This window comes from Lignipirellula cremea (assembly GCF_056501455.1).
In genome coordinates, this window is the sequence record NZ_CM151415.1 from 5,442,720 (window position 1) to 5,464,881 (window position 22,162).

Annotated in this window: 15 protein-coding genes; 5 read left to right on the forward strand and 10 right to left on the reverse strand. The window is 64.9% G+C overall.

The window, feature by feature from the left end:
* Nucleotides 1–239: 239 nt before the first annotated feature.
* Complete coding sequence (locus tag SH602x_RS21300) at nucleotides 240–2,786, reverse strand: VIT and vWA domain-containing protein (RefSeq protein ID WP_479474207.1); 2,547 nt, start codon at nucleotides 2,784–2,786, stop codon at nucleotides 240–242.
* A gap of 132 nt (nucleotides 2,787–2,918) precedes the next feature.
* Nucleotides 2,919–5,447: an ATP-binding protein gene (locus SH602x_RS21305; RefSeq protein WP_479474208.1), complete on the reverse strand. Its 2,529-nt coding sequence runs from the start codon at nucleotides 5,445–5,447 to the stop codon at nucleotides 2,919–2,921.
* Between the two features lie 206 nt (nucleotides 5,448–5,653).
* Between SH602x_RS21305 and SH602x_RS21310 the strand changes: the two genes are divergently transcribed.
* The 3 genes from SH602x_RS21310 to SH602x_RS21320 all read left to right on the forward strand — a co-directional run bounded on the left by SH602x_RS21310 (nucleotide 5,654) and on the right by SH602x_RS21320 (nucleotide 8,717).
* On the forward strand, nucleotides 5,654–6,511 hold the full coding sequence (locus SH602x_RS21310) for an Fpg/Nei family DNA glycosylase (RefSeq protein WP_479474209.1): 858 nt from the start codon (nucleotides 5,654–5,656) through the stop codon (nucleotides 6,509–6,511).
* 60 nt (nucleotides 6,512–6,571) lie between these two features.
* A complete protein-coding gene (locus SH602x_RS21315) occupies nucleotides 6,572–7,552 on the forward strand; it encodes a DUF2262 domain-containing protein (RefSeq protein ID WP_479474210.1) in 981 nt (326 codons plus the stop codon).
* Nucleotides 7,553–7,691: 139 nt separating this feature from the next.
* Entirely contained in the window at nucleotides 7,692–8,717 is a 1,026-nt protein-coding gene (locus tag SH602x_RS21320; protein WP_479474211.1) for a DUF3500 domain-containing protein, read from the forward strand.
* Between the two features lie 32 nt (nucleotides 8,718–8,749).
* Here SH602x_RS21320 and SH602x_RS21325 read toward each other — a convergent pair whose 3' ends face one another.
* Both SH602x_RS21325 and SH602x_RS21330 read right to left on the reverse strand, forming a co-directional pair.
* A complete protein-coding gene (locus SH602x_RS21325; protein ID WP_479474212.1) occupies nucleotides 8,750–9,508 on the reverse strand; it encodes an MBL fold metallo-hydrolase in 759 nt (252 codons plus the stop codon).
* Between the two features lie 26 nt (nucleotides 9,509–9,534).
* A complete protein-coding gene (locus tag SH602x_RS21330; protein ID WP_479474213.1) occupies nucleotides 9,535–10,632 on the reverse strand; it encodes a pyridoxal phosphate-dependent aminotransferase in 1,098 nt (365 codons plus the stop codon).
* A gap of 310 nt (nucleotides 10,633–10,942) precedes the next feature.
* On the opposite strand from SH602x_RS21330, the gene SH602x_RS21335 reads away from it, so the two are divergent.
* A complete protein-coding gene (locus SH602x_RS21335; protein ID WP_479474214.1) occupies nucleotides 10,943–11,995 on the forward strand; it encodes a hypothetical protein in 1,053 nt (350 codons plus the stop codon).
* A gap of 98 nt (nucleotides 11,996–12,093) precedes the next feature.
* Here the strand turns inward: SH602x_RS21335 and SH602x_RS21340 are convergent, their stop codons facing one another.
* From SH602x_RS21340 to SH602x_RS21360, 5 genes are all read right to left on the reverse strand, one after another.
* Nucleotides 12,094–13,020, reverse strand: coding sequence for an ABC transporter ATP-binding protein (locus tag SH602x_RS21340; protein ID WP_479471083.1), 927 nt, complete (start codon nucleotides 13,018–13,020; stop codon nucleotides 12,094–12,096).
* A 92-nt stretch (nucleotides 13,021–13,112) separates the two neighbouring features.
* Nucleotides 13,113–15,749 carry a hypothetical protein gene (locus SH602x_RS21345; protein ID WP_479474215.1) on the reverse strand — a complete coding sequence of 879 codons (2,637 nt, stop codon included), beginning with the start codon at nucleotides 15,747–15,749 and terminating at the stop codon, nucleotides 13,113–13,115.
* A 230-nt stretch (nucleotides 15,750–15,979) separates the two neighbouring features.
* Nucleotides 15,980–16,684 (reverse strand): phytanoyl-CoA dioxygenase family protein, encoded by a 705-nt coding sequence (locus SH602x_RS21350; protein WP_479474216.1) that lies wholly within the window; start codon nucleotides 16,682–16,684, stop codon nucleotides 15,980–15,982.
* Nucleotides 16,681–17,760: a protein arginine kinase gene (locus SH602x_RS21355; protein ID WP_479474217.1), complete on the reverse strand. Its 1,080-nt coding sequence runs from the start codon at nucleotides 17,758–17,760 to the stop codon at nucleotides 16,681–16,683. Before SH602x_RS21355 ends, SH602x_RS21350 begins: the two co-directional genes overlap by 4 nt.
* A gap of 246 nt (nucleotides 17,761–18,006) precedes the next feature.
* Nucleotides 18,007–18,525, reverse strand: coding sequence for a UvrB/UvrC motif-containing protein (locus SH602x_RS21360; RefSeq protein WP_479474218.1), 519 nt, complete (start codon nucleotides 18,523–18,525; stop codon nucleotides 18,007–18,009).
* 294 nt (nucleotides 18,526–18,819) lie between these two features.
* On the opposite strand from SH602x_RS21360, the gene trpE reads away from it, so the two are divergent.
* Nucleotides 18,820–20,358 carry an anthranilate synthase component I gene (gene trpE, locus SH602x_RS21365; protein WP_479471078.1) on the forward strand — a complete coding sequence of 513 codons (1,539 nt, stop codon included), beginning with the start codon at nucleotides 18,820–18,822 and terminating at the stop codon, nucleotides 20,356–20,358.
* Between the two features lie 203 nt (nucleotides 20,359–20,561).
* Here the strand turns inward: trpE and SH602x_RS21370 are convergent, their stop codons facing one another.
* Nucleotides 20,562–21,929, reverse strand: coding sequence for a transposase (locus SH602x_RS21370; RefSeq protein WP_479472661.1), 1,368 nt, complete (start codon nucleotides 21,927–21,929; stop codon nucleotides 20,562–20,564).
* Between the last annotated feature and the right edge of the window lie 233 nt (nucleotides 21,930–22,162).

Consider the following 22,162-nt stretch of genomic DNA (forward strand, 5'->3'; position numbering starts at 1 on the left):
GAAGACGCGTCGACTGGCGTCCACTCCTCGATTGTGGCTGACGATCGCAGGCGGGGCAACGAAAGGAAGACGTCCCCGCCCGATTCGATCGGTCGCAGGGACGAAAAAACGCCTCGTCCGGAAAATCGGGACGAGGCGTTGAGAGATTGCGATCTCCGAAAACCGCCGATCTCAGGCGAGCGGAGGGTGTAAGCCCTCCGTGGCATCGCCTAATACGCAGCGTTCCGATGCAGAGCCGATCAGGATTGGGGATCGACCAGCCGGTAGACCTTCCCTTCCCATTCGAAGAGGACTTCGCCTTCGAGCGCCAGGTACTTCGCCGCGTCGCGATCGAGCGTCCGGGCGAGCTCGAAGTAACGGTCGCTGTAACGCTCGACCTTCTCCGCCTTGGCGACCGCGTCGTCGGCGACTTTCTCGTCCCGCCAGGCGTTGTCACGGCGATAGAACGTCTTCGCCCCCACGAGTTGCACGCCGCCGGGAGATGCCGTGCCGGACGCTTCCGCCTCTCCCGCCTGGGCTCCCGAACCGGATGCCGATCCGTAAGGCGTCGCGTAAGGATCTGAAGAGGCGAGCGCCGGCCGGTCCGCCGCGGGAGCCGCGCCCGCTGTCCGAGGCTGACTTGGGGCCGGTCTTCCGGCGTTGGCGCCGGACGCATCCGCGGGCGCCGACATCGGAGGCGCCAGTCCTCCGATTCCGCCGCCGAACCCGCCGCCGTAGGCTCCGCCTCGCCCGCTCATCGGCCCTGACTGGAAGCCGTTCTGAGCCAGTTCCTGCACGCGTTCGCGGCTGGCCCGTTCGGCGCCCTTGAAATCGGCCTTGCTCGACCGGCCGTAGAACGCCCCTTCGCCCGAAACTTCCGACAGCGATTCCAGGCGACGACTGGCCGCGCCGCGAAGCGCGAGTTCGTCGACCGCTCCGATGTCGTCCGCCAGGAACGAAGTGTAAGGCGTCAGCACGCCGTGCTTCTTCGACAAACGGACCAGTTCGTCCACCATCTCGTCGTTCTTGCCCTCGAGATCGATCCGGTCGATGATCTCGCCGATCCGGCGGACGGCCCAGAGCTTCTCGACGAAGGCGAACGATTCGTCTTTCGATTCGTCGACCAGTTTCGCCTCGAATTCGTACTTCTTCTCCTTGCCGTCGATCTTGCCGGTTACGCGGATCGTGATCGGTCCGCCGTCGTCGTAACGACCGGCCAGCGTCAACTGGTCGCCGGAGAAGAGGTCCATCGGATCCTTGGGATAGACCTGACCGACCAGTTTGCCCTGTTCGGCTTTCCGACCCTTCTGCTCGTACGCGATCTTCAGATCGGTCAGCGCCGGCGACTCGATCCGGGAGTAGAGCGTCGACACGCGGGCTTCGATGTCTTCGTCCGGCCGGACGTAGACGCTCTGACCGTGGCACTTCACCGTCAGCTTGTCGAGCAGCCGGCTATTCACGTCGAAGCCGACGCCCATCGAGAAGACCCGGGCGTTCTCTTCGTTCGAATCGACGGCGATCTCGACGATCTTGTTCTCGTTGGTCTCGCCCGCCGTCGGCAGACCGTCGGTCATAAACACGATGTAGGTCGGACGCTGATCGTCGTCCGGGACCTGCGCCATGGCGGCCTTGAGCGCGCCGCTGATGTTGGTGCTCCCGCCTGCGGAGAGGTCGTCGACGAAGCCGAGCGCCTCCTTCCGCGTCTCGTCGTTATACCGCTGCATCTCCTGGCCGAAGCTCTCGACCTCGGTGTCGTACGCCACGACGTTGAACAGGTCGCCTTCGCGCAGGTTGTTCAGAACGAACCGCAGCGATTCCTTCGCCTGCTCCATCTTCTTGCCCCCCATGCTGCCCGAACGGTCGAGCACGAAGATCACGTTCTTCTTCGGTCGCTCCGCATGTTCCTTCGGAATCTCGGGCGACAGGAGCATCAGGAAGTAGCCGTCCTCGTCGTCGTCCGGTCGATACGAGAGGACGCTCGCGCCGACTCCTTCGTCCGACGTGGAGAACATCAGGCGGAAATCTTCGGAGGGGACGACGTTCTCTTCTTCCAGTTTGACCGTCGCCCGGTCGTCGTCGGGTCGCTTGATCTTGACGTCATGCGACGGCGAGTAGACGTTCCGCAGCGGCGTCTCGGAATCGATCGAGACCTGAAACGTCACCTTCTCGATCGGCCTGGACGTGTACTTCGCCGCGCTCAGGGGCAACACCAGTTCCGACATGCCGGCCATCTTGCGCAGGACCTGCGTGTACCGCAGCGTCACCGTTCGCTTGGCGCCTGCCGGGATCGGGAAGACGCTCGTGCGGAACATGCCCGTGCCGACCCATTCCAGCAGCGCCGGATCCTGGTTTCGGCGGACGTAGCCTTCGTAGATCTGCCGGGCCTTGTCGGCGTCGAGCAGATCGGCGCCGTACTCCTTCCCGTCGACCAGGAACGTCATCCGGTCGATCGCCCCGTCGTGCGGCAGGGGGAAGCAGAACGACGCCTCGATCTGCCGGCTGCCGGTGTTCTCGAACGTCTGCGAGACCTGCACCTTCGCGACCTGACCGTCGACGTCGGCGTTCATGCTCAGTTCGGAGATGCGATACGCCGCAGGCGGCTCGGACCGGTTCGTCGGCGAGGGTCCGGGATGCGGATGGGGCCATGGTCGCGGCAGGCGAAAGCGATCGCCGTCGTGAATCTCGATCAGCACCCCCTGCGCGAGGAGGGCCGTCGGGGCGAAACCCGTCAGCAGCGCAGTGATCGCGAGCGCCGTCCTCGCCAGAATTCCCGTTCCGAATGGTCGTCGAACGTCAGCGCCGGTCATCGTTTCGCTCCCTTCGCTGGTCCTCGCCGATCCCGCGATCAGCCGAGTCGCATGGTTCATCGCCCCGCGCACAGCGCGAGCGCCCCTTCAGGTACGACGCGGTCGCCTGCGGAAGAGTTCCGAAAAACTTCGTTACCCCGTCTGCCAGACCGGCTCCGCGAACCCTGCCTGCGAGCTGACATGCGGCAGCCAGACGATCTGCGGGTCGGCGGCGTCGAGGTCGGACTTCCGCGGCGAAATCTCCGCCGGCTCGATCGTCAGCGCCTCGGCGTCGTACTTTTCCTTCAGGGCGGCCAGATCGGCTTCCAGCTCTTTCTCGAGCACCGCGAGATCGGCCTTCGCTTCTTCCAGCGTCGACTCGGCTCGCCCGATGTCGGATCGCTGGTCCCAGGCCCGTGCGGCGGATTTCATGCCGGTGGAGGCCTTCGACAGGTTCGTCTGGGACAGAACCTTTCGCCCCAGCAAGGCGCCGAAGACGGAGGAGGCTGCCGACGCGAATGCGGAGAACGTGGCCGTGTTCGCCTGCTGCTTCTCGACCTCGACCCGCTGTCCCGCCCGGACGATGCGGTCGCCCGCCGTTTCCAGTTTGCTCTTGTACTTGGCTCGTAACTTTTCGACCGCCGAGTCGCGGACCTCGCGGGCCTGCTGCGCGAGCGCGACGCGGAAGTCGCCCTCCGTCTCGCCCGGCTTCGACCAGACCTTCAGATCGGGGCAGAGCCAGAGCGACTGGCGCTCCGTCTCGTACAGACGGTTCTTGAACGCGGTCCGCCACGAAGTCAGCTTCTTCTTGTTCCCGCAGGCCGCGGGAAATTCGTCGAAGCGGGCGCCCGGCAGGGGCGAATCTTCCAAAGTGAGCGACTGGCCTTCGACCGCCTGACCTTCGTCAAAATCAGGTTCGGAAAAATCCGCCGCGACGGGCAGAACGAGCGTCCGCTCCTGCCAGAGATCGATCCCCTTCCTCGCATCCACGAAATGCATCTTCCCGCGGAAGAGCAGGGCAGGGCGGTAGGCGACAGGGCGCCCCTTCTCCAGCGTACGCGTCGGGCGGACGAACTGCTGCGTCACGCCGGTCGGCAGGAGCGGCGGTTCCCCCGATTCGCCCGGCGGAGACGCGGCGGGAGCCGACGCATGGCCGCCGACGGGTTCCAGATCGATGACGGACGCCGCCATCACGGACTTGTCGGTCATCGTCGCGGGCAAGGCGTTCTCGTCTTCGACGGTCGCCGCCTTGCGCTCGCGAGAGAGCTTCGCGATCTGGTCGCGGGTCAGCGGGCCGCGCAAATAGCTGAGCGCCCACCGCACCTGAAACAACGCGGGGCCATCTTCGTGGACGTTGTTCATTACGAACGTTCGCTGCGGAAGGCCCGAGAGGATGCGATCGATCTGCTTACGGTCGAACGACGCGCCCGCGGCGGCGCTTTCGAGGCCGTCCAGCACGCGCAGCTTGTCCCGCTCGGTCTGAAGCCTCCCGAGAAACCACGTGCCGGCGTTCGAGAGCGCCTTGTAGTCGAGATCGACCGGGTTCTGCGTCGCCAGGACGAGCCCCACGCCGAACGCGCGGGCCTGCTTCAGCAGCGTCAGCATGGGCAGCTTCGAGGGCGGGTTCGCGGTCGGCGGCAGGTAGCCGAAGACCTCGTCCATATACAGAATCGCCCGCAGGCTCGACGTGCCGGACTGGGTTCGCATCCAGCTCACCAGTTCGCCCAGCAGGATCGTCACGAAGAACATCCGCTCGCGCTCGGAGAGATGCGCGATGCTGACGATCGCCAGTTGCGGCTTCCCCTCGGGCGAGTAAAGCAGTCGCTGGATCGACAGCGGCTCGCCATGCATCCAGCCGGAAAAGCCGGGCGACGCCAGGATATTGTTCAGCGTCATCGAGAGCGTCGCCCGCTCCGCCGCGGGATAGACCGATTCCAGGTCCATCGCCCCCAGACGATCGAACGGCGGCTGCTGGATCTCACGGATCAGCCGCGGCAGGTCGAGATCGCGACCCGACCGCCAGGCCGCGTCGATCACCGAGGCCAGAAAGATATGCTCCCGACTGGTCAGCGGATCGGCCTCGATCCCGAGCAGCCCCAGCAGGCTCGCCGTGGTCGACGAGACGCGGTCGCGGAAGTCGTCGGCGCTCGACAGCGTTTCCTTCGGCGGCGCGGTGAGCGAACGGAGTACGGTCAGCGGAACGCCCGCGTCGCTGCCCGGCGTGTAGACGACGACGTCGCACGCGCTCTTCAGGCGCTCGATGCGATCGGGCGTCTGGTCCCACTGGGCGAGGCCCTCCTTCCACTTCGTCGCCGTGGCAGCGGCCAGTTCGTCCGGCGTCTTGCCTGCACGAGCGGCTTCGCCCGCTTCGACCCAGGGGGCGAAGTCTTCGCCGCGAAGCTGCGGAAACCGCAGCGCCAGATTCGGCATGTCCCCCTTGGGGTCGATCACGATCGCGGGAATGCCGTCGATGGCCGCCTCTTCCAGCAGTACGACGCCGAGACCCGTCTTGCCGCTCCCCGTCATGCCGACGATCACGGCATGCGTCGTCAGATCCTTGGAGTCGTACAGTAGCGGTCGATCGGCGCCCCCGTCGACGTTCGCAGCCGCATCCGGCTCTTCCGCTTTCTCTCTCCCCAGGTAGAAGACGCCCAGCTTCTCGTAATCCGCGGCAGTCGTCATGATGCAAGGCTCGAAAGGTCGGAGAAGTCCGGTCGCATCGCCTCGCGTCGACCGTGATTTAGAGGCTATCTGTTTAGCCTCGACCGCGACCATGGAAGGTCGCTGCGGCTCCGCAAAGTCCTTTGTTTGCGGAGCCGAAACGTACGGAAGGAGGCAGGATGCCGACGTTCCGGACCGATTCTAAAAGAGTAGCAGATCGCCCGCCGATGCCTGAGCTTCCCGAAGTCGAAACCATGCGGCGAGGGATCGCGTCCATCGCCGGCTGCCGAATCATTCGGGCGGAGCGTCCCGCGAGCCCCTATCGTCCTGCCGTCTGCGAACCGAGTTGGGACGCGGCCCTCGCCGGACTGACGGGGCGAACGATCGTGGAGGTGGGACGCGTCGGGAAACGGATCATCCTCGCGTTCGACGACGGCAGCCGCTTCGTTTTCGAGCCGCGCATGACCGGCCTCGCGCTGCTCGCGGACCCTCCGTCCGAAGAGCATCTGCGGCTCGTCCTGCATCTCTCCGGCGGCGCTGCCGACCGAGCTGCCTTCTGGGATCGCCGCGGGATCGGGACGTTCTCCTGGTTCGCGAGCGAAGCGGCGCTTCTCGCTTCGCGGCATGGCCGCATCGGTCCCGACGCGCTCGCTCTCGAAGCGACGGACTTTCAACGCATCTTCGGGAAGATCGACCGGGAGATCAAAGTCGCGCTGCTTGATCAGGCGCTCGTGGCCGGCATCGGCAACCTGTACGCCAGCGAGATCCTGCACGAGGCGAAGATCCATCCTGCGAAGCGTTGCCCCCGGCTTAAGCTCGCCGAATGGAAACGCGTGGCCGACGCGACGCGGCGAATCCTGGAGCAGGCGATCCGCTACGAGGGGAGCACGCTCGGCGACGGCACGTATCGCAACGCGTTGAACCAGGACGGCTCCTACCAGAACTGCCATCGCGTCTACGCCAAGGCAGGCCAGCGCTGCACGACCTGCACCCGCGGCACGGTAACGAGAATCGTCCAGGCCCAACGCTCGACGTTCTTCTGTGCCGTCTGCCAACGAGCGGCACGATCGCCTGCAACAAAATGACAGCCCATCGCTTCCAGTGAGTTCGAGCGCCGATTCCTCGCGAATGAACGAAAGCTCGCCATGCCGAAGAAATCGACTGTGAAGCCGCAGTTGAAGTCCGCGTCGCCGAAAAAGGCGAAGGCTAAAGCCGCGGCGCCGGAAGGCAAGAGAGTTGCGTCGAAGCGAAAAGCAGCAACGGCGAAGCGTAAGACGGCGAAGGTCGCTCCCGATATAGCGGTCGCCGGCGAAGTGCGTTCGTTCGACGATCTGCCGGAGGGGGAGACGCTGGAATTCGTCGGCCTGATCGCACCCGGCGGACAGGGAGGCGGAGCGTTCGACCGCCGCGCCAAGACCTGGTCGTACTCAGCCGACCTCGCGGCATGGAAGGTGAAGGGCGGGCCGCTGGTGCAGGAATCGGCGCTGCTCGTCTATCGCGGCGTTTCGGAGCGGAAACTGTCGACGCTGATGAAGTCCGCCGAGAGCCTGGACGTCGTCTCGTTCGTCGGACAGCGACCCGACAAGAAGCAGCGGCACAAAACTTACGCTCGGCCGCAACGATTCGAACTGTCGAAGCTTGGCCCGCGAACGCGCGATCGCGAACTGGAAGCGCTCAAGAAGGAGCTTCTCAAGCCGGTCATCCATCGCGACGCGACCTTCGGAACCTTGCGACTGAACCGCGAACGCGAACGGTTCGAGGGCGAAGCGACGTACCGAAAGACGAAAATGAACGTCGGGTTCGACGTCCAGTCGATCGACGAACTCAAGGAACTGATCGAGCTCGCCAGGCCGCTCTGGAAACGGCGGCAGGATTGGTTCGCGAACTGGCGAGCTCGGGTTCGCGAGTACTACATGCAGGGGTTAGTCGCGAACTGGTGGGAAGAAGACTATGAACTGACGCCGACGATCTTCGACCGGCTGCTCGGCTGGCCCGTCGACGTCGCGTTCTCGCGAGAAGAGGGAGAGTTCCGCTATTCCCTGGGCGGATGGAGCGAAGAACTCTTTTCGGATCATGGAATCGACGCATACGGCTCGACGATCGATGACGTGAAGGCCGACTTCTGATCGCCGCCGTTTCATTTCCGATCGGGCCTTCCGCGTTGCTTCGCGCCCAGCGACAGCCTACAACGGACGGAAGATCCGCGGCCATTCCGGGATGCTCGCGGACCCTTCTTTCCCGCTCCTTCTTCCGCAGGGCCCTGCCATGACTGCTCGACGTCGTTCCGACGCCGCTTCTTCCGACTTCGATCGTCGCGGATTTCTCAAGGCAGCCGCGGGCGTCGCGCTCGCCGCCCAGGGGGCGAGCTACCTGCGGGCCGAAGAGGCGCAGGCGGTCTCGACGCCGGAGAACGCGGTCAAGGCGTTGTACGACTCGCTGACCGACGCCCAGAAGAAGGAAGTCTGTTTCGCCTGGGATCACATGGATCCCAAGCGCGGACTGCTGCGCACGCGCATCTCGAACAACTGGAACATCACCAACCCCTCGATCGTCAGCGACTTCTACACGAAGGATCAGAAGGGGATCGTCCGCGACATCTTCGAGGGCCTGATTCGGCCCGAGTGGCACGCCAAATTCGACAAGCAGCTCGACGACGACGCCGGCGGCTTCGGCCATGAACAGAGCTTCGCCATCTTCGGCCAGCCCGGCACGAACCAGTTCGAGTTCGTCATGACGGGTCGCCACATGACGCTCCGCTGCGACGGCAACTCGTCGGATCACGTCGCCTTCGGCGGACCGATCTTCTACGGCCACGCCGCCAGCGGATTCGACGAAGAACCGAATCACCCTGGCAACGTCTTCTGGGAACAGGCGCTCGCGGCGAACGACGTCTACAAGGTCCTCGACGGCAAGCAGCGCGAACGTGCCGCCATCGCGAAGACGCCCAGCGAGAGCGCGGTTCAGTTCCAGGGCAAGGAGGGCAAGTTCCCCGGCCTGCCCGTCGCGGAAATGTCCGGCGATCAGAAGGAGGCCATGCAGAAGACCCTGCAGAAGCTGATCGAACCTTACCGGCAGTCCGATCGCGACGAAGTCCTGGCCTGCCTGAAGGAGCAGGGGGGTCTCGACGCCTGCTCGCTCGCCTTCTACACCGACCAGGACCTCGGCGAAGACAAGGTCTGGGACAACTGGCGCCTGGAAGGCCCCTCGTTCGTCTGGTACTTCCGCGGCTACCCCCACGTCCACTGCTGGGTCAACGTCGCGTCGAGCCACGACGTGAAGCTGAACGCGTAGGCGATCGCTCGCCAGCGCGCGTTTCCCGTCGATCAGTCGGCGGGAAACTCGCTGAAATCGTGGTATCCGAAGATCTCGACATCGCCGGCGTGGTCCTGCACCAGCCGGCGAATCGCGTTCAGGCTTTCCCGCCGCTGCGGATCGCTTTCGGCCCGCATCGCCGCGAGCTTCGATACCGGGTGAGCGTCATCCGTCAGCTCGACGCGAAGATAGTAGGCGTCGCCGACGTGCAGCAGCCAGCGATCGGATCTCCGGACGGCGACTCCGCAGTGGCCGAGCGTATGGCCGAACAGCGGAACGAGGTACGCCTCGACACCGCGATCGAGTTCCACGCGGCGGACCTCGAGCCCGAGCCATCGCTCCGCAGTCGCGCCGTACGACCGCCATCGAGGTCCATGCTCGATCTGCGCGGCGGAATATCGCGGATGCGTCGCCGCGATCGCGTCGCGTTCCTCTTCCGACACGTGGACGACCGCGTCAGGAAAGTCAGCCAGGCCGCCTGCATGGTCCGGGTCCGCGTGCGTCAACACGACATAACGCACGTCTTCGGCCGTGAGTCCGAAGGATTCGACCTGCCGCAGCGCCGTCTTCGCTTCGTCGAACTGAAATCCGGCGCCGTCGATCGCTGCCTGACCGATCCGCCGCACAGGATCGCGCACGTCAGCGAGGCCGATCCCGGTATCGACCAGCGTCAGACCCTCGTCCCCTTCGATCAGCAGACAGTGGCACGCCGCCGCGGGGTAGGGCGACGCATGGAGCGTACCGCAATTGAGATGGCGAACGCGAATCAAGGGTTACTCCCTCTGACGACGAGCGTTCAAACCAGCTTCCTTAACACCTCGATCCCCCGTTCGATCGTCGCGTCGGGCGCGGCGAAGGAGATGCGGAAGTGGGTGTCCTGGCCGGAGAAGATCTTGCCGGGAATGACGAGCAGTTCCTCTTTCAGGCAACGCTCGACGAACTGCGTTCCGTTGCCGCCCGGCGCCTTCGGGAAGACGTAGAACGCCCCGCCCGGGACGACCAGTTCGTACTTGTCCTTCAGGCCGTCGACGATCAGGTCCCGTTTGCGGCGGTAGTCGGCGACGTAGTCGTCCATCGGCACGTCGAGCGCCGCGACCGCTCCCCACTGGCAGGGCTGCGGAGCGCAGACGAACGAGTACTGCTGCAGCTTGGTCATCTCCTGAATGACTTCGCCCGGTCCGTGGACCCAGCCGACCCGCCAGCCCGTCATCGCGTGGCTCTTGGAGAAGCCGTCGATGACGATCGCCCGGTCGTTGAACTTCGCCGGCGAAACGAACGTGCCGTCGTAATCGAACACGCGATAGATCTCGTCGGAGACGATCGCGATATTCCGCTCGGCGGCCAGTTCGGCGAGGCCGCGAACCTCTTCCTCCGTCAGCATCACGCCGGTCGGGTTCGCGGGGCTGTTGACGATCAGCAGCTTCGTCTTCGGGTTGATCGCGTCCGCCACGCGATTCAGATCGACGCGAAAGTCGGGGTAGCACGACACCGGTCGCGGAACGCCGCCGACCAGTTTCGTGAGCGGTTCGTACATCACGAAGTAAGGGTCCAGGAAGACGACTTCGTCCCCCGGATTGACCAGGGTCATCATCGTCAGGACCAGCCCGCCGCTGGTCCCCGACGTGACGAACAGCGACCGGTCGGCGTGCCCGTATTCCGCCCGCACGATCGAGGTCAGGCGCTCCCGCAGGGGGGCGATTCCCTGCGTGACGGAGTAGGCGTTCTTGCCCCCCTGAACGGCGTCGATGCAGGCGTCCTTAACGGGCCCCGGCACATCGAAATCGGGCTGACCGATCGAGAGGTTGATGGGGTTCTTCATCGTCGCGGCCATCTCGAAAACTTTTCGAATGCCGCTGCTGTCGAAGGCACGCGCCCTGTCCGCGATCCAGCTCATACCGCAGTCCTCTCATGCGACTCCGAAGCGGAAGCTTCGGCGCGAATTTGTAGGGGTTGCGCCCGTCGACTCGCCTGCGACGGAGCGAAAAATCGGAAGCGTCGGAAGATCGTCGCCCGGACGCCGCCGGCTGACCGATAACGCCAAAGACCCGGAATTTATCGCGCGGATGCTTTCGGTCGTTCTCGTCGCCAGCGGTCGAGAGCGTCGAAGGTAGCAGATTCCGCGAGATGGCAGGACGCCCTCGGGCGTCGGCCTGTTCCGAAGCCGTTCGTCGACCGCGCCCGAGCAAGATCCTGAAGGTTCGCCGATGCATGCAGATCCGGCTCTTACGGAACCGTACGTACCGCCCGGAGCGGTTTTCAAGTTCAGCCTGGTTCTGGCGTTAGCCGCAGGCGGAGCTCTGATCGTCCCGGTCCACTACCTGACGCCCCGGAAGGCGGACGCGAAGGAGCGAAAGGAAGACCTGTCGGACGTCGTTCACTTCGTCCCGGTGCAGACGAAGCGCCCGACCGACTCGATACAGCTTGCCTCGATTTCCCAGCCGCTGGAACCGATGCCGATTCTGGCGCCGATGCCGGCCGAACCGATGCCGCTGGAGCCGATGCCCTTCGCGCCGATTCCGGCCGATCCGATGCCGCTGGCGGAGATCGCGGAACCGACGCCGCCTGAAGCGCTCGTTTCGGTCGAGGAGTCTCCCTGGTACGTCGAGCAGCCCCCCGCGATCGAGGCGGCGCCGACTCCGATCCAGCCCGTTCCCACGGCGGACGAGACGTACGTCTTCCAGGAGCAGCCCCCCGAAGCGCCGATCGAGAGCGATTTCTCGCTGCCCCCTTCGCCGGCGACGGACGCTCCTCCCGAAGCTCCGCTGGTCGCGATCGCCGAACAGCCCGAAGCGCCGATTTTCGAGGTCGCTCAGCAGCCCGAAGCGCCCCTGTTCGCGGTCGCCCAGCAGCCGACGGCATCCGCTTCCGACGCGCCGCCGGCTCCGACGCCGATGCCCGTGCCGATGCCGGCGGTCGACATCGACGCGATGCCGATGCCCGCGCCGGAAACGACGGCGATGCAGGAGCCGGCTCCCGTGGTGGACGCTCCCGCGATCGAAGTGGTCGCCATCGAGAAGCGGGGCATCACCTGCACGTCGCCGGTGCCCGAGCCGGTCGCCGTCTCGCCCCTGAAGCCGACGATGCCGCAGACGCCGCAGGGCATGCAGACGTCGCCCCAGCAGGCCCAGCAGGCTCGTCCGCCGTACGCTCAGCCGACGGCGCGACCGAACTACCAGCAGCAGCGCCCGGCAGCTCCCCAGCCGCAGCAACTCCGGCAGAGCTTCAATCACCCCGGCTACGGCGCCTACAACCGGTAGTCGCGGCGACGTGCATGCGCCGATCGGATGACGGGAAACTCGAAAGGCCTCCGCATAACGCGGAGGCCTTTTTCGTGCGCGGTCCGGTCAGGGTCCAATCAGGCGACCTGGCCCTTGGTCACCATCATGAAGACGTCTTCCAGCGTCGGGTCCTTCTCCGCGAACGAGCGGATGCCGACGCCGGCATTCAGTAGCTGGCGGAGCAGCGCGGCGATCTGATCGTCGTCGGCGTTGAGTTCGACGGTGCATTTCATGATGTCCTCCGTCACGCTGATCAGGCAGGGCGAGCTTCGCAGCACGGACATGCCCAGATCCTTCTGCGAGGTGAACTTGATCTCGACCGTGCGATGGCCGCGGATCTGGGAATAGACCTGCTCGATGGGGCCGTTCATCAGAAGCTGGCCCCGCTCGATGATGCCGATCGAAGTGCAGCAGTCGGCCAGCTCCGTCAGGATGTGGCTGGAGATGAGGATCGTCTTCCCCATCCGCCGGAGTTCCTTCAGCAGCGCCTTGACCTCGATCCGGGCGCGGGGATCCAGACCGCTCGACGGTTCGTCCAGGATCAGCACGGGGGGATCGTGCAGCAGCGTCTTCGCCAGGCAGAGGCGCTGCTTCATGCCGCGCGACAGACCGTTGACGTAGTCGTTTCGCTTGTGGGTCAGGTCGAGCAGTTCCAGCACGTCCCCGATCACCCGTTTGCGTTCGCTGCGACCGATTTTGTACGCGACGGCGAAGAAGTCGAGGAACTCCCAGACCTTCATCCCGTCGTACACGCCGAAATCGTCCGGCATGTAGCCGATGCTTTTGCGGACCTCCATCGGCTGCTGCGTGACGCTGAAGCCGTTGACCATCCCTTCGCCCCGCGTCGGACGCAGCAGCGTCGCCAGGAAGCGGATCGTCGTGCTCTTCCCGGCGCCGTTGGGACCGATGAAGCCGAACATCTCTCCCTCGCCGATGGTGAGGTTGAGACGTTCGACCGCGGTGAACTCGCCGTAGACTTTGCCGAAGTCGGTGATCTCGATCATGGAGCGAACGCGGCCTTTCGGCGGGGGCGACAGCGACGGGTTCGTGAAGCGGCAATCAGCCGCGGAGTATCTCGATCGGGAAAGCGCGACAATCAGGGAGAAGCGGGCGGAAAAGCCGCGGCGGGATTCCCGTTCTCTGCGCCGGGCTCTCCCTCCTCGTCTTCGTTTCCGAAGAGATTCAGTTCGTCCTCGGTCGAACGTTTCGTATCGATGATGTCCGAGCGCGGATTGACGTCCCTCAGAGGCTCGGGCGGCGGCGGCGTATGCAGGTGAACCAGGACCAGCGTGCGGAACGTCGCCTGCGACGCCTCGGGCGAGATCTCCAGATCGCCCAGTTCCTGATCGGTCCACGCGACCAGCCGGACCTCGCCTTTGCGCAGCGGGAAGTCGACGCTCGCCATCTCCCGCAGCGGCTCCATCGGCACCGAGATCCCCTCGTCCTCTTCGGTCGCGACGCGGCCTGCGTAGCCGGGAGCGTTCCGCCACTCGCGATAGACGTCGGAACCCTCCGCAGGCTGAAAGTCGAGTCGCACCGTCGTCTCGGGGAGGGAGTCGCCGACCACGGCGAGCTCGTAGACTCCCTCCTCGGTGCGGCGTAGAACGCCCGCGTCTTTCAAGACGATCTTGGCGCCGTTACGCAGCCGATAGCTGCCGCCGTCCTGCTCCAGGACGATCTCGCCCCCCAGCGGGAGCATCTCCTCCGAGTGCACGATGCCGGTCGAGTTCGACCGCACGGTGTAACCGGCCAGGCGGGCCCGCACGTCCTTAGTGAAATCGACGACGTTCGCCGTTTCCGTCAGGCGACGCGTATAACCCGTCTCGGGCGGGAAGGGCATCGCCACCGCCGCCGAGTCGGCGAACGCGAACTCGTAATTCGCCGACAGCGACGTGTAGCAGGCGATGTATCGCGTCAGGTGGCCGCGGTGATAACCGCCCGACGTTTCCAGAACGCCGATCTCGGTCCGGCTGCGCACGAAGCCGATATCGAGCTGCGCGATGCGCACGACCGCGAACGCCCCGATGATGGCGATCACCGGCGCGGCGGCCCAGGCCCACTCGACCCGGCCGATCAGCTTGAAGAAGAGCCAGTTCACCGGCACGAGCGCGATCAGGTAGATCGCCAGCACCTGGACGACGGTATCCGCCTTGGGGATCGAGATGCCCGCGGCTTCGCGCAGCATGCGCCTCGCGGCGAGCGCCGGTCCGCTGCCGTCATTCCAACCGGCGACGCCCGACTGACCGCGGGGAAATACGCCCGTCTGTCGATAGAGCTTGAAGTCGGAAACCGTCGGCTCAGGAAAGAGCCGCTCGGGATCCTTCCTCATGTCGGGCGCTACGTCGCGGGAGAAAATCCGCACGCCCGTGTTGTAGATCGGCGACGCCTCGGAGCCCCGGAACTCTTCTTCGAGGTGGACGACTTCCGGAGCGCCGTACTCTCCCTCCTGAAAGGCCCGTCCCGGTCGTCGGAGCAGAACCGCGTTCCAGAAACCGTCGAAGTGGGGCCACGCGACCAGCGCCCGATCGCGCAGATTGAACGCCGTTACCGTCACGCGTCCCCGTCCGACGCTTCGCTCCGCCACCAGTTCTCCCGTGCCGGGCGACCAGACGGACTCGCCCCCCTTGCTGAGCGCCAGCGTCGAATCGCTGAGCGCCAGCGTCGAACCGACCAGCGGTTTATCCGCAGGCACCAGGATGCCCCTCAGGTCCGGGTACTTCTTCTCTTCAAGCGTGAACTGCTCGCTGAGCGGAGCCAGATCTTCCTGGGTCAGTTCGCGAGTTCCGTCGCTCGTCGCCGGAAGGAAGGGTTCGAGGAAGCTGCCCCGCAGCCGGTCGAGCGACGTCGGAGCGACGACGACCAGTTGCCCTCCCAGGTGGAGCCAGTCGAGCAGCGCGTCCTGCTGCTGCGGCGTGAGCTTGTTCGGGTCGAGCCCGTCCCACACGACATGCGCGACCGTGGTCCAGGCCAGCGCGCTGTCGGCGAGCGGAACCAGCTTTTCGAGATCCGGCGTCAGCACCCGATAGTGCAGAATCTGCGTGTCGGAAAACTCGTCGTTCGGCGGCTCGATCGAGTCGAGCGTCTTCAGATACGCGAACTGCGTCGGCTGCTCCGACAACACCAGCAGCAGGTACTGATAGTCGGGCAGCAGGGTGGTGGGATCGCGACTGGCGCCGATCTGACGACCGCTGCGGCGTTCCAGCAGACTGTTGTCGACGAACAGGCGGTTGTTCTCTTCGACCTCCGACCTCGGCACATAGTAGCTGACGCCGACGTAGCGCTTCTTCCCTTGCGGCAGCGCGGCCGACTGCCGGAACCGCATCGTGTAGGCGGTGTTCTCGACGTCGATCGGCTGGCCGTTGCGATCGACCGTGCGGGAGATCAGCTCGCCCTGGAAGTCGAAGTTGTTGGCCGTCAGTTCCTGATAGGCCCCGACCCAGTGCCCCGGCTTGACCAGGTTCAGCGCCGCGGTCTGCTCGTCATGGGGCAACGTCAGCAGGCGCCCGATCGTGATGTCTTCCTTGTCGGAAGCGCCCCGCGCTTCGTCCGCCTTCTTCTCCTCGTCAGTCTTGTCCGCATCCGCCGCATCCCGCGGCTGAACGACCTGCGGACAGCCCGAACAGCCAGGCATCGCGATCGCGGCGACGCAGAGCGCGGCGAACAGCAGAATGCGCAAGCTGCCCAGCGGAACGCTGAAGCGATTCTGGGAAGCGCTGAAGCGATGCTGACCCATAGAGAATCGCGAAGAAGGAATAGAACGTACCGCCCGTCGCCTAGCCGAACGGTTGACGCCAGTTTACGTGTCGGCGGATCGCGAAGAAAGCGACCGAGGTGGCTGAGCGCGACGCGGCTCGCGAAAGTCGCCCGACGCGTATTCGTACTCAAGCGCGAAATCTTCGCAGCCTCTGCGACGATTCCTCGCCGTTCCGCCGAACCGGGAATTGGCCGTGAAGCGGAAGTCCGTCAGACCGCCAGCCGCCACTTCAGCCCGTGCGGCAACGTCGGCGGGCCGAACAGAAAGTGGAGCACGCGACGTTCGCCAGCTCCCGTCGCCTTGGAACTGGCGTGAAGAATCAGCGGCCGCATCGTTAATGCTCCGCCTCGGGGTAGGGTGCAGACAACTTCGCCGCGCTCGTCGCGGCATTCGGCGATCTGGTCTGGGCAGAGTCGCCCGATCCGATGCGAACCGGGCACGACGCGCAGCGGCCCGTTCGACTCGCCGCACTCGTCCAAGTGAATTCGCACCGCGACCAGCTTTTCCAGAACCGCGACAGGAGGCTGGACGAATAAGCCGCCTTCCTTGTCCGACCACCCCGTTAGATCGGCGCTCTGGACGCGTTCTGCAACCGGGATCGCAAGGTCCTGATGCCACGCGACGAACCAGTTCCGCTCCGGCGACTTGCGAAAGTAGGCGCATTGCACCGCGACATAGCCGTCCGGCAAAACTCCCCGTTCCTGGCATCCGCGACGAACTTCTCGTTCCACGTCGCGACACCAATCCTGCGATAGCGTTTCGCGCGTTCCCGCCCCTTCGAGCGCAAGCCCGTCGATCGCGCGAACGATCGCGTCGCAGGCGTCGTTCGTAAGGAAATCCGGGAGCGCCAGAAAGCCGTCGCGGTCGAATATCTCCGAAAGGCTCATTCGCTCCGGAGCCGCCTCAGACTTCACGACTTCGACGCGTCCGGGCCCAGGACGCTCTTGAGCTGCTCCTGCAGGTAGTGCGCGCGCTCGACGTTCCGGTCGCCCGGCTTGTCGAGGGCGTTGCCGCGGAGCTTCTGCAGGTGGGCGGGCTGCGTGTGGATGAACAGCTTGTTGATCGTCGGCATCTCCAGGTTGCGAATCAGGCCGAGGTTGACCCCCATCCGCACGCTGGAAAGAAGGGCCATCGTCTCCTCGCTGGAGATATCCTTCGCCTGGCAGAGATGCTCGAACGCCCGGGCGACCTTGTCGTTCAGGTTGTCCTGGCTCTCGTTGAGCAGGTAATCCCGGGCCTTGCGCTCGAACGCGATCAGGGTGTTGACCACCTCGCGGACGCGCTCGATCAGGTCGTGCTCCGTGTAGCCGAGCGTGATCTGGTTGCTGATCTGGTAAAAGTCCCCCATCGCCTGGGAGCCTTCCCCGTACAGTCCGCGAACTGCCAGCGAGATCTTCTGCAGTCCGCGGAAGACCTTCTCGATCTCGCGGGTGATCACCAGCGCCGGCAAGTGGAGCATTACGCTCACGCGGAGGCCCGTGCCGACGTTCGTGGGGCAGGCCGTCAGATAGCCCCGATTGTCGCTGAAGGCGTAGGCCAGACGCTCCGCCAGGGCGTCGTCCAGCCGGTCGACCTGCCGCCAGGTCTCGTCCAGGTCGAAACCGCTGCCCATGACCTGCAGGCGCAGATGATCCTCCTCGTTGATCATCACGCTGTACTGTTCGTCCTGGTCGATCGCCGCCCCCCGGGCGCCCCGGCCCGAGGCGTGCTCCCGGCTGATGAGCTGTCGCTCGACGAGAAGCTGGCGGTCGAGCGGGCTCAGGCCATGCACGTCGACGTAGAACGAGCTGGACAACTCCTCCATGTCGCGCAGCGCGCTGCGAACGTGGTTCTCGATCGAGGTCAGATCGTGATCCGAGCAGCGGCGAATGAACGGATAATCGGCCAGGTTTCGGGCGAGCCGGATCCGGCTCGACACGACGATGTCGGACTCCGGCCCGGATCCCCGGAGCCAGACGCCGCATCTTCCTGCCAGTTCTTCAAGTTTCACGAAAACGATCCGTCGAAACGGTCCTGTCGAGCAGGCTCCCCGCCTGCCGTTCCACACTTCCTGTTCATTCTCGCAGTCGAGAATTCGTAGGGTGGGTCATTGACCCACCGACTGCTCCGCTACGACGTCGCGAACTTCCGGAAGGTGGGTCAATGACCCACCCTACAGGGAGCGGTCGATCGATTCAGTTTAAACGATTCTCGAAAAATCGGCGCCTGCGATCCGACGCGACGCCCCCGGTTCCGATCACTTCTCTTCCGACGGCGACGAAAGCTGCTCTTCGATCTCGCGGATTTCGTCGCGCAGTTTCGAGGCCTGTTCGTACTTTTCCCCCATCACCGCCTCCTTCATCTCCCGGCGGAGGCGAATCAGCGTCGTACGCATCTCGGCCTGACCGGGAACCTGCGGCGGACGCTTGCCGACATGTTCCAGGTTGCCGTGGACGTTCACCAGCAGGGGCTCCAGTTCCTCGTTGAAGAACGTGTAGTCGTAAGGGCAGCCCAGCCTCTGGTGGCTGCGGAATTCGCTGAACGACAGTCCGCAGTAGGGACAGCGTTTCTTGTCGACCTCCGCCAGTTGCTCGGCGGTTTTCTTCAGCGAGAGTTGCCCGACGCCCGAGGGGGACGCTCCCGCCGTGGGGGCCTGGGACTTGGGATCCATAAACTGCTGGGCGCACTCCAGACAGAGATGCAACTCCACGACCTCGCCCGTGGTGAGGTCGGTGATGTGGATCATCGCCGTCTTGTCGCACTGCTGGCACTTCATCGATCGATCCTTCCCGTTCCTGCTGACCGGCGCCGGCTGGCGAACCGGCGTCGGAAATCCGTCTCTGTACGACTGGCCGCGGGGCCACGCACGGCGGGAGTCCAACCCTCCGCGGCGCGCTCCGCGCTTCCGTCCGTTGAGATTCTAGAGCGGCAGGCACAAGAAAAACGAGGGCAGGGGGGATTCCGACGCCGGCGTCGACGCCCTTCCCGATTGGTCCCCCCGAGTCGCCCGGTTATTCTGAAGCGTTCCGCAGGCGTGCCGCCGCGGACGATTCCCCGTCAGTTTCTTCGCATGACCTATCATCCCGATTTCGAGACGTTCCGCGACCTGGCGCGGCGCTACGACCTGGTCCCTGTCTACCGACGACTGGTCAGCGACGCCTGGACCCCCGTCTCCGCCTTCGCGCAGCTCGACGTCGGCGGACCCGCCTGCCTGTTCGAAAGCGTCATCGGCGGCGAGAAGGTCGGGCGCTACACCTTTCTCGCCTTCGATCCCTACAAGGAAATCCGCGCCTGGGGCCGCGACGTCGAAATCGTCGAGGGGAACCGTGTCGAGCGACGGAACGTCGAAAACCCGCTCGAAATCCTGCGCGACGAATTCCAGCGCCATCGCGCCGCGCCCGTGCCGGGCGTTCCGCCCTTCACCGGGGGCGCCGTCGGTTACGCCGGGTACGACGCGATCCGCTATGTCGAAAACCTGCCCAATCCGCCCGAGGACGATCGGGCGCTGCCGGACGTCGACTTCGCGTTCTACGACCGCGTGATCGCGTTCGATAACGTCAACAAGACGATGCTGGTCGTCGCGCTCGGTCGAACGGAGGACGTGGGCAAGGGTGGAGACGCCGACGAAGAAGAGGCTCTCCGCGACGCCTACGAACAGGCCTGCCGGCGCTGCGACGAGGTGGTCGACCGGCTGCAGCGCTCGACTCCGACGCTCGCCTGCGTCGACGTCGACACTTCGACGTTCCCGGCGCCGAACCTGATTTCGAACTTCCGCACGCAGGAGGCCTTCGAAAGCGCGGTCCGCAAGTGCGTGGAATACATCCGTGCGGGCGACATCTTTCAGGTCGTCCTCTCGCAGCGCTTCGACCTGGAACGCCGCGTCGACGCCTTCACGATCTACCGCACGCTGCGGATCGTGAACCCCAGCCCCTTCATGTTCTTCCTCAGGACGGCCCAGGCGACGCTGGTCGGCAGCAGCCCCGAGATCATGTGCCGCGTCATGGACGGAGAAGTCACCGTCCGCCCGCTCGCCGGGACGCGGCCCCGCGGCAAGACGCAGGAAGAAGACCAGCGCCTCGAACGCGAACTGCTCGCCGATCCCAAGGAACGGGCCGAGCACGTCATGCTGGTCGACCTGGGCCGCAACGACGTCGGCCGCGTCGCGAAGTACGGCACCGTCAAGCTCGACGACGTGATGACCGTGGAGCGTTACAGCCACGTCATGCATCTCTCCTCCTGCGTGACGGGCCAGCTTCGCGACGACATGGACGCGTTCGACGCGCTCCTCGCCAGCCTGCCTGCGGGCACGGTCTCCGGCGCTCCCAAGATCCGCGCGATGGAGATCATCGACGAACTGGAACCGACCCGCCGCGGCCCCTACGCCGGCGCGGTCGGCTACGTCGACTTCCACGGCAACATGGATACCTGCATCGCGCTCCGCACCCTCGTCGTGCAGGGCGACAAGGCCTACATCCAGGCCGGCGCCGGCATCGTCGCCGACAGCGACCCCACCGCCGAGTACCAGGAAACGCTGAACAAGGCCCGCGGCCTGTTCAAAGCCGTCGAACTCGCCGAACGCGGCGCCGCGGCGCTGGAGCGCACGGCCTGAGCCCGTCGTCTTGCCTTCATGCGACGAACCCTGCGCTGACGGCGGTGTCGATTTCTAGATCGTCAGCCACGCAACCGCAGAGTTCTCTATGTCCCACGAAACGGACGCGTCGACCAAGCTGGTCCTTTCCGAACTTGAGTCTCAAGCCATTGCAAGCTGCCTTAGCAGTCCGTTGATTTCCCTGTTCGCGAGAGCCTGAGCGTTCAAAAGGTCGCTGAGCGTCGAGGCATCAGGAGCGGGAGCCGGACGGCGACCGAGATGCTTAAGATCGCTCGATGCGATCCGACGGCGAAATCAGCGAAGCTGGAGAGCCCAAACGCGGCGGAAAGCGCTGCTCCCAGTTCTCCGAACTGTTTCGGCTTACCGGCGCCGAGGAGTTGGCGCAGGATCCGTCCCAAGTTGTAAGCGACGGCGGCGACGAGGTAGCGCTTGCGGATCTTGGCCAGCCCGCGAAGCCAGGTTCTCCTGCCGCCGCCCGTTTCGAGCACGTGCGCGAACGTCCGCTCGACCTTCTCGCTTCGTAGACGCTGCAGCCTGCGACCGCGACGTCCGCGCGCGTTCCGGCGATTGCGACGATAGGCCGCCTGACGACTCGGCGGCTTGCGTTTTCGCTTCCGAGACTTCGCTCGCTTCGGCTGCGGAATATACGTCCGCACGTGCGTCTCGTGCTGCAGCCGGTCGAGCGACTCTTCGCTGTGATAGCCCTTGTCCGCCGCGACCTCTTCCACGTCGCAGCCCGTGCCCGCCTCGCGCAGGTTCGTTCGCGCGGCGTTCACGGTATCTTCGATCGTCCGGCAGTCGCCGGCGGTCCCTTCGTAGACTTCCGCCGCGACGATCACGTCCGTCTCCAGATCGACGGCGTGTTCGACCTTGTACTTGAGATGCGTGCGACCGTCCTTCATCTTCCCGATCCGAGCGTCGGGATCGTGCGGATTGACCCACTCGTCGTTGGAGACCTTCTTGTCCTTCCGCTTCCTGTCGAAGCGGCGCAGCTCCTCGTCGTCCGGGTCGCTTACGCCCGTTTCGGCTTCGTAGAGCTTGCGAACGTACTCCTGCCAGTCGTCGCCGTTCTCCCGGCGGACGATCGACTTCATCGAAGCGTTCGCTTCGAGATCGCTGGCGTCGACGCCGAGCGTTTTGCCCTTGAGCAGACCCTTCTCGTGGCAGAGGCCGAGAACCAGGTCGAACGCGAGCTGATGGATCTCCAGCGGCAGCCGGTTTCGCGTCAGCGTGAGCGTCGAATGGTCCGGCGTCTCCTCGCCGGGACCGAAGCCCAGGAAACGGGCCAGCGAGCGACTGTCGTCGCAGCGCCAGGCGATGCCGCGCTGGCTGTCGATCCCCTCGAAGTAACCGATGAACAGCATCCGGAAGTAGACGCCCGGCGCCAGGCTCTTTCGCCCCGTCGTTTCGTAGTACGGAGCGGCCGCCTCTTCGAGCCGTCCGTCGAATTCGATCTCGGCCAGCAGCCCGTTCAGACGGTCGTAGAAGACGTTTCGCGGACCGCTCCCCAGCTTGTCCGTCGGAACCCAGAACGTCCCCTGCGTCTCCCGCTTCCGCTTGCCCAAGCCCATCGCGATTCCTCCCCCGCGTCGAGATCACGCGAGGATAGCGCAGGCAGGGCGAAAATCAACGGGCTGCTAGCATTTCGCAAAGGCTGCAACGGCACCGAACTGAAGTAGGCCTGTCCGGACCAATTCCGGATTGCGATCTGCGCCGGGAGTTGTTCGCCTTCGCGTTTCATGCGGAGCATTCGAAGCCCTGGAATGAACACTTCGGACCGCTATATGGCGACCCGTCGAAGTCC